The sequence below is a fragment of the Vibrio sp. OPT20 genome (genome assembly GCF_963889365.1).
GTDB classification, from domain to species: domain Bacteria; phylum Pseudomonadota; class Gammaproteobacteria; order Enterobacterales; family Vibrionaceae; genus Vibrio; species Vibrio splendidus.
The window spans coordinates 156,790-169,298 of sequence record NZ_CAWPOA010000109.1; the positions used below are offsets into that span (position 1 = coordinate 156,790).

Below are 12,509 nucleotides of genomic sequence, written 5' to 3' on the forward strand. Positions count from 1 at the left end.
TGTATTAAGTGCGTTTTAGTGATCAACCAAACAAAAACGGATGCCCAGAGCATCCGTTTTCTTATTCTGTAACAGCTGAAGCATCAGTTATCAAAGTAGATAGTGGTCCGCCAACAGAGCGACAAACAAGATCATGAGATGATAGATGGAGAACTTAAAGGTCTTCATCGCCATATTAGGTTCATCACGATATTTAAGTACCCAAGCGTGATAAATAAAACCGCCGTTGAGAACCAAAGAAGCGCTCAAATATATCCAGCTACTCATGCCGACCAATACCGGCAATATACATACGATGCTTAGCAGCAAGGTATAGAGCAAAATAGAAGTCTTGGTGTATTCGATTCCGTGGGTCACAGGCAGCATGGGGATATTCACTTTGGCATACTCATCACGACGATGAATTGCCAACGCCCAGAAGTGCGGAGGTGTCCAAATAAAGATGATCATCACCAACAACCAAGCGTTTGAATGCAGTTCGTTAGTAACCGCCGTCCAGCCCAATAGCGGAGGCATAGCGCCAGCGATCCCTGCTATCACGATGTTTTGCGGCGTCGCTCGCTTTAAGTACATGGTATAAATCACCGCATAGCCTAATAAGCTTGCAAAAGTTAACCAAGCGGTCAGTTGATTGACCCACACCACTAACGTGGCAAACCCAAGTAAGCCGATACCCGCGGCAAAGCTGAACACACGCACACTACTCAGTTCACCGGATGGTAAAGGACGTCGGTTTGTTCGAGTCATCTGCCCATCGATCTTTTTATCGATCAAGTGGTTAAACGCAGCCGCTGAACCTGCCATTAACCCTATCCCAATCACCCCGAACACAGTTTGCTGTAAAGGTAATCCATTAGGCACAGCCAAACACATTCCAACCAATGCCGTTAGCAACATCAAAGCCACCACTTTAGGCTTGGTCAGCGTTAAATAAATTTTCCAAGTGGCTTTGTTTTTTATAGCAATTTCGTTACTTAAAGCTATGTCATTGTTGGCTGCTATCTTATGAGTTAAGGCTGCGTCTTGAGCCACCACTTCATACTGTGTTGACGTTCTACTGACCATGATTACCTCCTTGTAATACACTGTGTTTCACCAAGCTCTCACTCGGTTTGTGTTGCCACACGACAAAATTGGTTACAACCATGCTGATGAGCAACATCGCTGCGACTAGGTTATGCAAAACCGCGACTGAGATTGGCAGATGAAACCATACATTACTGATCCCAAGGCTGATTTGGGCAAACAAGACTATTACGACAATCACGCTCAGCTTTTGGTGAGGCGCTTGGCCAAACTTCCATAACTGGTACACGATCATCAGCACCGTTAACGTAGCCACAATAGCCCCGAACCTGTGCATGACATGGATGGTAAGTCTTGCGGGATATTCCAACACTCCAAACTCATAGTTATCATGACCGTGTTGAGCAAAATCGAAGGCATTCTTGAAATCTAAATAGCTTGTCCAGTTTCCTTCACAGATAGGTAATTGGGTACACACCAGAGCGGCATAATTAGACGATGTCCAGCCACCAAGCAGTATCTGCCCAACCACAATGAGTAATCCGAATAGTGCCGAGACTTTAAGTGGTGAAGAATAGGCAGCCTCACCAAAACGGCTTTGGAATTGAGACAAACGACAGTAGAGCAGACACAACAGTGACAGCAACGTGAAGCCCCCCATCAAATGCGCCATAACCACAACGGGCATCAACTTGAGAGTCACCGTCCACATTCCAAGCAAAGCCTGAAATATCACGGTTGCAGAGATAAGTAACGGAAGACCAGCAGTTGTTATATTCTTTTTAATACACCAAGCAACAACGACAAAGATAAGCAGCCCTAATGTTCCTGCAAAGTAGCGATGGATCATCTCTATCCAAGCTTTGTCTGCTTCGAGAGCTCGTTCTGGAAATTGTAGATTGGCTTGATTAACGGCTTGGGTATTCGAGGGAACGGTAATCTTTCCATAGCACCCAGGCCAGTCAGGACAGCCAAGGCCAGCATCAGACAAACGGGTATAAGCGCCGAGCACAATCACGGTAAGGGTTAACAAGATAGTTAATCTCATCATGTGCATGAGTAAATCAGGGGCTTTATTCTGCATCGTTTATCTCCCTATACTTATTCCCTTTTCGCTAACAACACTCAGCATTAACGCAATATGCTAAAGATCATCAACTTAAGCTGATTAACTACCCAACTCGTGACAGCTTAAGCAGCTTTCTTAGATCATGAATCATGCCTTTAGATTGGCTGACTAGCTGCGAAGGATCAGAAACACTTTTGTATTCCATAACCAATTGCCCGAGTGGGTCAATTATGACAATGGAAGCTGGTGCAAACTCAGTACTTAATTGATCACCACCTGCTAACAAAGATAAATCAGGCTTGTTGAGCGAACCCGACAACGAGTTACCTTCTGAGACGAAAACAACGGCGGTCACTCGCTCTTTGTTTTTCCCTAGCGCCAAGTAACTTTGATTCAAATAATGGAGTTGTTGTTCGCATAAGCTTTCACACTCTGTGGGAGCGATATAACCCACAACCCAACCCTCTCCAGCCATGGGTACCGTTACGCCGAAATCCTCTAGTGTAATTCTTGGTTCTACCAATTCGCCTGAGTTAGTGACACCTGATGTATACCAATTCTGATCCAACACTGTTTTGGCGATAATCGCAGGCAAAGCGAAAATTAAAACGAGTCCGATTAATACCAAACGTCCCTTAGTACGACGGCTTCTGAGCTCAGCCATGTTTGCCTCGGTACTTTCCCTGTTCACTTGTGCTTGAGACTTATCCATCGTTGTTCTCCGTGATAGGTGTCGCTTTTAGGTACCGATAGCCAATTAACAACATCAAAAACAAAAGTACCGCTGCCATTACAAACCATTGAAATGAGTAACCGAAGTGCTTCTCAGATTTCATTGCCGTAGGTCGCCATAACAACTCATAAGGCCACGATTCTAAGCTTTGCGGTTGGAAGACAAAGGGTAAAACGGCTTGTCCTGTGTACAGTGATAACGCTGCTATGTTTAGGTTTTGGATTCTATTCGGTGTCGTACTTTCTAAACCCAACTCATGACTTAAAGGATTCACTGAACGAGTGTACAAACGCCCTGACATTTTGTTTGGTAGTGTTGTGTTTCCTAATTGCGGTAGTTCTCTTCTGTCATTACTTGCCGCAACAAACCCCAGATCGATCAACAACTGTTTTTCAGCCACTAAGGAATTGTTTTCATCTTCAAGACGAACCTTTCCCAACATGTAAATCACATACCCCACCGTTCCTTGGTTAATCTGATTGTCTAACAAGACCACCAAACCACTTGGTGTTTCCAATTCCACATCAACCTTAAAACCATTTAAAAACTGCTGTTCAGATGCACCTTGCGCTTGTGTACGCGAGCCCTTCCATTCAGAGATAACCGTGTCCAATGACCTAAACGATTGCTGCGCTCTTTCTGATAGTTGCTGTTCATAGCGTAATTTCTCGTTACCTCGATCTAACTGCCACAAACCCAACTTGATTAAAATGCCGACTGAAACCACAGTTAAAACAACCGCTATCCAAAAACCTTTACTGCGGAACTTGTGTTCATCATCAATCAATCGGTTTGGAGTTATCACTATGGCGTCATCTACCTTTGTGTTGTTGTTTAAAATTGTGTTGGTCGCTTTGCTGTTCTTCATCGCTTTCAATTTGATGAAAGGTCTAATCCAAATCGCCTCAGGTAAACACAATGGTAAAAGACTGAGTCACTTCTTAGGTCGTCGAGTCATGTGGTCAGCCGTTGTCGTGCTACTGTTGTTACTGGCTTTAGGTTCCGGAGTGATAACTCCCAACCCTCGCCCCTATTAATCTCCTATAGGCTCAACCGTTAAAGCACATAAACAAACACAAACAGCCCTAACCAAACCACATCAACAAAGTGCCAATACCAACTGCCCGCTTGGAACGCAAAGTGGTCTTTCGGAGTGAAGTGGTCTTTCGCAACCCTTGCCAGCAACACGATCAAAAAGATCGTTCCTAAACAGACATGCAAACCATGGAACCCAGTCAACAAGAAGAAGGTGTTGCCGTAGATGCCAGACTGAAGTGTCAGCCCCATCTCTTGATAAGCGTGAAGATACTCTTCAACCTGGAAGAACAGGAAGAAGCCAGCCAGAACGATGGTTATCTCCAACCAGACGATCAAAGCCATGCGCTTATTTTGTTCAAGACTGATATGTGCCATGTGCAGAGTCACAGAAGAAAGCAGCAGAATAATGGTGTTCTTAAGCGGGATACCTTGCCAAGACATCGCTTCTGTCGTCACGCCATCAGGTGTCGTCGTTAACGGCCACATTGATTGAAACATCGGCCACAACACTTCATGGGTCATAGCATTGTTGCCCGCCCCACCAATCCAAGGGACAGAAATCATACGAGCATAGAAAAGCGCGCCAAAGAAAGCGCCAAAGAACATGATTTCGGAAAAGATGAACCAACTCATGCCTTGCCTAAAGGATCGGGATATTTGCTCAGAATAAACGCCACTTAATGATTCCGTGATCACATTACTAAACCAACCTGCGAGCATGTAAAGCAACACACAAAATCCGACTAACAGAACTGCTTTTCCAAAGACGCCGCCAGCAGCGTCGGTGCCCATATTTTGCACCGTCAAGCCAGCGCCAACCGCGACCAAAAATAGTGCGACGGCACCCACCAATGGCCAGTGGCTTTGATGTGGAACGAAATAAACTTCCTTTTTAGAACTCATCGCTCAACTCCTTATGTTGATACTGGTTCTGTAAATCCCTAGTTACTTGCGAGTGTGCTCGCTTTTGGTGAGCCAGATTGTAGTGTGTTCAATGTTGATGTGCTCACTTCAGGCTTACTTGCCTCTACACTCACCTGACTCGTGATGTTAAACAGCGTATAAGAGAGCGTAAGCGTATGTATCGATTCTGGAATATCTGGCTCAATGTAAAATATCAAACCCATTTCAGCGGTCTTGTACCCACCCAATGGCTGCTGATTAAAACAAAAGCATTCCATCTTATTGAAGTAAGTTGCCCCCATACCTGGAGAAACCGATGGTACGGCTTGGCCAACCAATGAGGCTCCTGATAGGTTTTTAGCTATGTAGTTAGTTTGAACCACTTCACCAGGGTGAACCTCTAACACTCGAACTTCAGGCGAGAACTGCCACGGCATATCTGGCTTAATGTGGGACATGAATTCAACTCGAACCCTACGAGAGTAGTCGGGCTGCATTCCCTGAGGTTGCACCGCTGAAACGGTATTGGTTTTGCCATTGATCCCTAAAGCCTCACACATCACATCGTAGAGTGGCACCAAAGCGAAACCGAAGCCAAACATCGCAACTACACTCAACACCAAGTAGCCCGTCAGCTTTTTAGTCGAACGCTTATTAGACAGGTGCTTTGGTTGTTTTTTATCTTGATTGGGATCGCTTTGCTTATCACTCATGGTTCTGTCCTCTAATCCACTTTCGGTGGATGAGTAAAGGTGTGGTGAGGCGCAGGGCTTGGTACGGTCCACTCAAGTCCTTCAGCTCTGTCCCAAGGCTTGCTTGGTGCAGGCTCTCCGCCTCTTACGCACTTGATAGCCAGCCATAAGAAGATCAGCTGAGACAACCCAAAGGCAAAACCTCCAATCGACACCACTTGGTTAACATCAGCAAACTGAATGGCGTAATCTGGAATACGACGCGGCATACCCGCTAACCCCAAAAAGTGCATTGGGAAGAACAGTACATTGACTGAAATTACCGACGTCCAGAAATGCCACAGACTGAGCTTGTGGTCGTACATATGCCCAGTCCATTTCGGCAGCCAGTAATAGGCGGCGGCCATAATTGAGAACACAGCACCTGTCACCAGAACATAGTGGAAATGAGCCACAACAAAGTAGGTATCGTGGTATTGGAAATCAGCTGGCACGATAGCGAGCATCAATCCGGATAACCCACCAATCGTAAACAGAACTATAAAGGCAATCGCAAACAGCATTGGAGTTTCAAAAGTCAAAGCCCCTCGCCACATGGTCGCGACCCAGTTGAAGACTTTCACACCGGTCGGCACAGCGATCAACATGGTGCAATACATGAAGAACAATTCTGCAAATACTGGCATACCCGTGGTGAACATGTGGTGCGCCCAAACCAAGAATGACAGCAATGCGATACTACAGGTCGCATAAACCATAGAGTGATAACCAAACAGACGCTTACCACTGAATGCAGGGATGATGGCTGAGACAATACCAAAAGACGGCAAGATCATGATGTACACTTCGGGGTGTCCAAAGAACCAGAATATGTGCTGGAACATCACCGGGTCCCCACCACCTGCGGCATCAAAGAAGCTCGTCCCAAAGTATTTGTCTGTCAGCACCATGGTCACCGCACCCGCGAGAACGGGCATCACGGCTATCAGCAAGAAAGCAGTAATTAACCAAGTCCATACGAACATCGGCAGCTTAAACCAAGTCATACCGGGCGCGCGCATGTTCACTATGGTTACGATCACGTTAATCGCCCCCATGATCGAACTGATCCCCATAATATGGACTGAGAACACAAACAATGCCGTGCTGTCTGGGCCATAAGTTGTCGAGAGCGGAGCATAAAATGTCCAACCAAAACTCGGACCGCCCCCTTCTGTAAACAAAGATCCGATTAAGATTAGAAACGCAAAAGGCAAGATCCAGAAACTGAGGTTGTTCATTCTCGGCAACGCCATATCTGGAGCACCGATCATCATCGGGATCATCCAGTTAGCCAAGCCCGTAAATGCTGGCATCACGGCACCGAATACCATGATTAAACCATGGACTGTAGTCATCTGATTGAAGAAATCGGGCTCAACAAGTTGTAACCCGGGTTGGAATAGCTCAGCACGGATCACCATTGCCATGGCACCACCCGTTAAGAACATCGCAAAACTGAACCACAGATAAAGTGTACCGATGTCTTTATGATTGGTTGAGTAAAGCCAACGAGCCCAGCCTTTAGGTGCCGCATGTGAGTCGTGATCGTCAACAGGCAAATCATCATTGCCCAGCGTACCTTCCGCAGAATGGCTCAGTGCTTGGTCTTCTGCTGGAGCCGATTTCACCGGCTTATTGATTGGTGAACTCATAACTGCTCCTTAGCATCGTTTTGTGCTTGATCCGTTGAACCTTGCGTTCCATCCGTTGAGCCTTGCGTTTCGTCCATTGAACCTTGTTCGTCAGCTGCTTGCCCTCCGTCTTCTTGCTTGGCTTTATAAGCGTTTACATCTGAAGCCTGAACAATGTCACCCGTATCATTACCCCAAGCGTTTCGCTGGTAAGTCACTACCGCTGCGATCTCTTTCTCGGTTAACTGATTATCAAACGCCTGCATCGCCGTTCCGCCACGACCATAAACAATGGTGTCGATATGAACACTCACATCGCCAAGCGCAATAGGGCTTCCTTTGATGGCAGGAAATGCTCCGGGAATACCTTCGCCATTCACTTGGTGACAAACTGCACAACGAGTTTTATATACCTCTTCACCAATGGTATTGAGCTCTGCCAAAGAAAGTGACGCATCTAATGCATCTTGCGCGGCTTGTTGTGCGGCTATCACCAATTCTTTCTGGTCCGCTAACCATGCATCAAACTCGTTTTCCTCCATAGCCTGAACCACTATCGGCATGAAGCCATGTGCGCGACCACATAACTCAGCACACTGACCTCGATAAACACCGGGCTCATCTATCTTTGTCCAAGCCTCATTGATAAAGCCCGGAATGGTATCTTTCTTAACGGCAAATGCTGGGACCCACCATGAATGAATAACATCATCGGAAGTCATCAAAAATCGGACTTTACGATTGATAGGCAGTACCAGCGGCTTATCAACCTCTAACAGGTAATGCGCGCCTTTCACTTCAATGCCTTCAATCTCTTTATCGCTGGTCGCTAAAAGGCTGAAAAACTCAACATCTTCGCCAAAGTAGCTGTAGTGCCACTTCCATTGCGAGCCTGTAATTTTGATTGTGAGTTCTGATTGAGAGGTGTCTTCCATCGCAATCAAGGTCTTGGTCGCGGGTATGGCCATAGCGATGAGGATAATAATAGGAATGATGGTCCAAAGGATTTCGACTTTCGTACTTTCGTGAAAATGAGCAGCAACCGCCCCCTTCGACTTTCGGTGTCTCAGAATTGAATAAAACATCACACCAAAAACAACAAAAGCAATCGCACAGCAGATGTAGAAGATCAGCATATGAAGTTCGTATACCTTACCGCTGATCTCAGTGACACCTTGAGTCATGTTGTATTCAGTGCTGGCATGCACCAAAGGCGATACCAAAACCACAACAAAACTTTTCAAAAGCCGCCCTAACCTAACCAGTAATCTTTTCAAAAGATCTCTCCTTATCCTTCCTAATTGGATACTTGCGACCTAAATGTCGTTGCGAGCTATGTTTCATTACGAGCTATATGTCATTGCGAGCTGAACAACATTCATTGTTATTCCAGCTGCACATGAAAGGCTGAATCTCAATCTACAACTCACATGGAACTAGACTGTAAACGGGCTGCTGACCTCATCTCAACCTAAGAGCTAATACGACTCATAAGCGTTGGAAGTTTCCATGAAAGATTCAAAAACGGCGAATTTGTTAAATTTTGTTATATTTATGTAAAAGGCTAGTTAGTGATATCCAATTGTTCAAGGTAAGTTTACTTATTAAACAGTCAATTATTGAGAGTGGCTTAATCCACGCGCCCTCGCCGTTATAAATTATTTTATATTGAGTTTTACGATTGCTTTCATGGAAATGATAATCAATATCACTTAAATTAAATCAACAGTAAGTCATACCGACATTAAAAGGTTTAGTGATTATGCAAGATGCAATGAACTGGTTAGCGAGAGACCCAGACCCAAGAACTCGTGAAGAGCTTCAACACCTCATTGATGGGGGAATGCACGACGAACTAGAAGACCGCTTTACTCAACGATTAGAATTCGGAACCGCAGGGTTAAGAGGCAAAGTAGGATGCGGTCCAAATAGAATGAATCGCTTGGTGATACAAGAAACGGCAACAGGCCTTGGCCATTACTTGATTGAACATGTCGCCAATGCCTCGATTCGTGGCGTCGTTGTGGGTTATGACGGGCGTTTAGATTCAAAGCAATTCGCAATTGATACGGCTTCTGTGCTCACCGCTTTGGGCATTAAGGTGTACCTAACCTCCGATGTCGCTGCAACACCTATCGTTGCTTTTGGTATTGAGCATTTCAATGCGGCTGCCGCTGTTGTTGTTACGGCGAGCCACAACCCGCCGGAATACAATGGGTTCAAAGTCTATTGGGAGAATGGCGCTCAAATCATTCCCCCTCACGATGCAGGTATTGCCGGCGAAATCGATATCGCATCGACCAAGCCGATCCCTTTAATGAGCCTAAGTGATGCCGAAACACAAGGTAAACTAGTGTGGTTAACTGAGGGTTATTATCAAACGTACCGTGCTGCTATTAATCAAAGTCCGTACGTGAATAACGCTCTTGAATCGGCGAATACCACCATCACCTACACAGCAATGCATGGGGTGGGAGCAAAAATGGCGGAAGATCTTCTTCACGATGCTGGATTCCACAAAGTCTTCAGTGTGGCCGAACAAAGAGAGCCTGATGGCAACTTCCCAACCGTGAACTTCCCGAATCCAGAAGAAAAAGGGGCAATGGATCTCGTGGTTAACTTAGCAAAAAGTGTCGATGCCGACATCGCTTGTGCCAATGATCCAGATGCAGACCGATTTGCCGTTGCGGTTAGAACTGACGATACAGCTAGAACTGATGATGCTTCCTATAAAATGCTAACGGGCGATCAAGTCGGCGTGCTATTCGCTCATTATTTACTCTCAAAGCCGCATACCAAAAACCAGTTAGTTGGTAACAGTATCGTATCTTCAACTCTGCTTGAAAAAGTGGCTCAATCCCATGGCGCGACTTATTTCCAAACGCTGACAGGTTTTAAATGGTTAGCGAATATTGGCATGCAGTTGGAGGATGAACAGAATGAGTTCTTGTTCGCCTATGAAGAAGCCCTTGGCTACACAATCGGCACTCAGGTGCGAGATAAAGATGGGTTGTCTGCTATCGTTGTGTTTGCTCAATTAGTTGAGGAGTTGAAATCTCAAGGCCGAACGGTTTGGGATCTTCTCGCTCAAATTTCATTTGAACATGGTGTTCATACCAACGCGCAGCGAAGTATTGCTCTTGACCCAGACTCACCATCGATTGGTTCTAAACTCAGAGCGGCACAACCTAAAGCAATAAACGGTGTTGCTATCTCTGTGATTGAAGATCTTCAGTCTTCTTTACGCTTCGTCATTGGTGGCAATACTGAAGCGATTAACCTGCCTTCAAGTGATGTTCTCATCTATCACCTAGAAGATGGCACACGCATTATCGTCCGACCTTCAGGCACAGAACCAAAAGTGAAAGTCTATTATGAGACGGTGACAAAGTTCGAAGGAACAGAAACCTATGAAGACACTCGCCTGCGCGGTGAAGAAGACATGAGTAAGCTGATTGAACAGCATCAACAAGAGTTGAACTCATAGCAGTTAACATGTTCAGCATGTAACGGTTAAATATAAAAAATGGACGCTCGAAGCGTCCATTTTTGTCTCAGCGGCTAACCGCAAGAAGATGTCTGGTTTGATTCGTCTACGAAGTAAAGAAAGAAGACAACATCCAGATAGCCAACACGATGAAGACTCCGCCCATGACTTTCTGTTGATAGGTACGAAACTTAGCATTCTCTACGAGAGACTTACCAATCGTACCCACTAAAGCCACCAGCAAAAAGTTGAACGTTAAACCGAGAACATTCAACAATAAACCCAGAACGAGCATCTGCTCACCAGAAGTCGCTTCAATATTCGTCGACACAAACTGTGGTAAGAACATCACAAAGAAAACCAACGCTTTAGGGTTAAGCAGGTTACTAATCAGTGCTCGTTGATAGTAGGCTTTTGCAGCAAAGTTGTCGCTTAACTCAGGCGCATTGCCCTGCTCTGTTCGAAGACAATCCCCCCCCATTTTTAATAAGTAGGTACCGCCTAACAGATGAAGGGCTTTTAAAGCCACTGGACTCATCGCAATCAATGCTGAAACACCCATTGCTGCCAATACTGTCAGGATAATTCCAGAAGTCGCGTTACCCAAACTTGCAAACACACCAACCTTGCGGCCATAGCTCATACTTGAGCTCGCGATGAGTAACATATCAGGGCCAGGCAAAAGGAGAAGTGCAACAACGGCAGTCAGGTAAACAGGTAGGATGGCTAAGTCGATCATGGGTTTCAGTATTGATAAAAACGGAGGCGGATTTTATATCAATTACCAACACCCTTCCAGATGCAATTAGTTGTAAGATAGTAAAATATTCGAATTAAATACCATCAATGAACAATAAAGCAAATTTATTAACCAAATAGAAAAGACTACTTAACTTGCTACCCACTCGATCTCAATTAATGTCGTTTCACCACACTTTAGGCGACCAAGGAAAATATCACCTCGATGCACTTCACCAACACCTTTGGGGGTACCTGTCATTACAACATCGCCATCAAGCAAAGTCGTGTAAGAAGAGAGCTCTTCTAGGATAGTTTGTGGAGAATACAGCATCTGCTCAACGTGGCCCTTTTGAACGCGGACACAGTTAATAAATAATTCTAGGTTTAAGTCAGAGAGATCAAAATTATCAACGGGAACAAAGCGACTAAAGACAGCAGAACCATCAAAGGCTTTGGCACGCTCCCAAGGTAAACCTTTGGCTTTTAAACTGCTTTGCAACTCACGCTTGGTAAGGTCTAAGCCGAATCCCACAGCAGAGTATTCACCTTTTTCAACAATAAAACAGATCTCTGCTTCGTAGTGCAGCGCTTCTTGATGAAAAGAAGACAGAGAGGAAGTAACGCTGGTGCTTGGCTTATTGAAAACCACCATAGAGTCAGGGATCGCATTGTTAAGTTCTTCAATGTGATCGACATAGTTACGCCCTACACACAGTACTTTTGTTGGGGTTGCTGTTCGTTTCGAATTCATCAATTGTTTCTGATCTACAACGCTGCTCATAGTTTATCCCTTAACTATTTTTAGAGAGCAGAGTTTAGCGCATCATAAAATGAGAGTCTTCGACAAGATGATTACCGATCTCTAAATTCTGATCTTGAGCTCAATTCATTGATTTGAATACTTTTAGGTAAATATCGGTGTATATCTCGACCGACCCTCCAGGAATAGAGTCATCGGCTTACATAAATTAGAGAAAATGAAACTAAAGTAGGCAGTTAAATTTGAAGAGCATTAAAACGAAAGAAGCCCTCTCAAACCATAGGCTTGAGATGTAGTGGTCTAATGATCCCGGACACCAAATTAGGTGGTAAAGTCTCCACCATAAATGAGGTGTTCAATGACAAAACGACAACGACGTACATTTTC

At 45.0% G+C, this 12,509-nt stretch carries 12 protein-coding genes; 2 read left to right on the forward strand and 10 right to left on the reverse strand.

Translation table 11 applies throughout. The features are described 5' to 3' along the window. Positions 1-90: 90 nt before the first annotated feature. The 4 genes from cyoE to AACR09_RS24555 all read right to left on the reverse strand — a co-directional run bounded on the left by cyoE (position 91) and on the right by AACR09_RS24555 (position 3,633). The gene (gene cyoE, locus AACR09_RS24540) at positions 91-1,065 is read right to left on the reverse strand and encodes a heme o synthase (RefSeq protein WP_193834645.1); all 975 of its coding nucleotides are present in this window, start codon (positions 1,063-1,065) and stop codon (positions 91-93) included. Next, the gene (locus tag AACR09_RS24545) at positions 1,055-2,110 is read right to left on the reverse strand and encodes a COX15/CtaA family protein (protein ID WP_193834647.1); all 1,056 of its coding nucleotides are present in this window, start codon (positions 2,108-2,110) and stop codon (positions 1,055-1,057) included. The genes cyoE and AACR09_RS24545 overlap by 11 nt, the downstream gene beginning before the upstream one ends. 88 nt (positions 2,111-2,198) lie before the next feature. Then, positions 2,199-2,807 (reverse strand): hypothetical protein, encoded by a 609-nt coding sequence (locus AACR09_RS24550; protein ID WP_102535378.1) that lies wholly within the window; start codon positions 2,805-2,807, stop codon positions 2,199-2,201. Beyond that, entirely contained in the window at positions 2,800-3,633 is an 834-nt protein-coding gene (locus tag AACR09_RS24555) for an SURF1 family protein (RefSeq protein WP_193834648.1), read from the reverse strand. Before AACR09_RS24555 ends, AACR09_RS24550 begins: the two co-directional genes overlap by 8 nt. Before the next feature lies 1 nt (position 3,634). On the opposite strand from AACR09_RS24555, the gene AACR09_RS24560 reads away from it, so the two are divergent. Then, positions 3,635-3,865 carry a DUF2909 family protein gene (locus AACR09_RS24560; RefSeq protein ID WP_029203703.1) on the forward strand — a complete coding sequence of 77 codons (231 nt, stop codon included), beginning with the start codon at positions 3,635-3,637 and terminating at the stop codon, positions 3,863-3,865. A gap of 19 nt (positions 3,866-3,884) precedes the next feature. On the opposite strand, the gene AACR09_RS24565 is transcribed toward AACR09_RS24560, so the two are convergent. The 4 genes from AACR09_RS24565 to coxB are packed head-to-tail and all read right to left on the reverse strand — an operon-like array spanning position 3,885 to position 8,411. Continuing rightward, positions 3,885-4,769 (reverse strand): cytochrome c oxidase subunit 3, encoded by an 885-nt coding sequence (locus tag AACR09_RS24565; protein WP_017094672.1) that lies wholly within the window; start codon positions 4,767-4,769, stop codon positions 3,885-3,887. A 38-nt stretch (positions 4,770-4,807) separates the two neighbouring features. Beyond that, on the reverse strand, positions 4,808-5,482 hold the full coding sequence (locus AACR09_RS24570) for a cytochrome c oxidase assembly protein (protein WP_081229915.1): 675 nt from the start codon (positions 5,480-5,482) through the stop codon (positions 4,808-4,810). Between the two features lie 11 nt (positions 5,483-5,493). Beyond that, positions 5,494-7,155 (reverse strand): cytochrome c oxidase subunit I, encoded by a 1,662-nt coding sequence (gene ctaD / locus AACR09_RS24575; RefSeq protein ID WP_004730080.1) that lies wholly within the window; start codon positions 7,153-7,155, stop codon positions 5,494-5,496. After that, positions 7,152-8,411: a cytochrome c oxidase subunit II gene (gene coxB / locus AACR09_RS24580; protein ID WP_193834649.1), complete on the reverse strand. Its 1,260-nt coding sequence runs from the start codon at positions 8,409-8,411 to the stop codon at positions 7,152-7,154. The genes ctaD and coxB overlap by 4 nt, the downstream gene beginning before the upstream one ends. Before the next feature lie 485 nt (positions 8,412-8,896). Here coxB and AACR09_RS24585 point away from each other — a divergent pair, with 485 nt between their 5' ends. Beyond that, on the forward strand, positions 8,897-10,621 hold the full coding sequence (locus AACR09_RS24585) for a phospho-sugar mutase (RefSeq protein WP_193834650.1): 1,725 nt from the start codon (positions 8,897-8,899) through the stop codon (positions 10,619-10,621). Positions 10,622-10,727: 106 nt separating this feature from the next. Here the strand turns inward: AACR09_RS24585 and AACR09_RS24590 are convergent, their stop codons facing one another. Both AACR09_RS24590 and AACR09_RS24595 read right to left on the reverse strand, forming a co-directional pair. After that, positions 10,728-11,360: a LysE family translocator gene (locus AACR09_RS24590; RefSeq protein ID WP_017085423.1), complete on the reverse strand. Its 633-nt coding sequence runs from the start codon at positions 11,358-11,360 to the stop codon at positions 10,728-10,730. Positions 11,361-11,510: 150 nt separating this feature from the next. Continuing rightward, entirely contained in the window at positions 11,511-12,143 is a 633-nt protein-coding gene (locus AACR09_RS24595) for a fumarylacetoacetate hydrolase family protein (RefSeq protein ID WP_004730071.1), read from the reverse strand. Positions 12,144-12,509: the final 366 nt, after the last annotated feature.

Bases quoted from the DNA above. Each gene is read 5' to 3' on its own strand.
- AACR09_RS24570 (WP_081229915.1), bottom strand. From the start codon at position 5,482: ATGAGTGATAAGCAAAGCGATCCCAATCAAGATAAAAAACAACCAAAG.
- AACR09_RS24545 (WP_193834647.1), bottom strand. From the start codon at position 2,110: ATGCAGAATAAAGCCCCTGATTTACTCATGCACATGATGAGATTAACT.
- AACR09_RS24565 (WP_017094672.1), bottom strand. From the start codon at position 4,769: ATGAGTTCTAAAAAGGAAGTTTATTTCGTTCCACATCAAAGCCACTGG.
- AACR09_RS24550 (WP_102535378.1), bottom strand. From the start codon at position 2,807: ATGGATAAGTCTCAAGCACAAGTGAACAGGGAAAGTACCGAGGCAAAC.
- AACR09_RS24590 (WP_017085423.1), bottom strand. From the start codon at position 11,360: ATGATCGACTTAGCCATCCTACCTGTTTACCTGACTGCCGTTGTTGCA.
- AACR09_RS24595 (WP_004730071.1), bottom strand. From the start codon at position 12,143: ATGAGCAGCGTTGTAGATCAGAAACAATTGATGAATTCGAAACGAACA.
- cyoE (WP_193834645.1), bottom strand. From the start codon at position 1,065: ATGGTCAGTAGAACGTCAACACAGTATGAAGTGGTGGCTCAAGACGCA.
- ctaD (WP_004730080.1), bottom strand. From the start codon at position 7,155: ATGAGTTCACCAATCAATAAGCCGGTGAAATCGGCTCCAGCAGAAGAC.
- AACR09_RS24560 (WP_029203703.1), top strand. From the start codon at position 3,635: ATGGCGTCATCTACCTTTGTGTTGTTGTTTAAAATTGTGTTGGTCGCT.
- AACR09_RS24585 (WP_193834650.1), top strand. From the start codon at position 8,897: ATGCAAGATGCAATGAACTGGTTAGCGAGAGACCCAGACCCAAGAACT.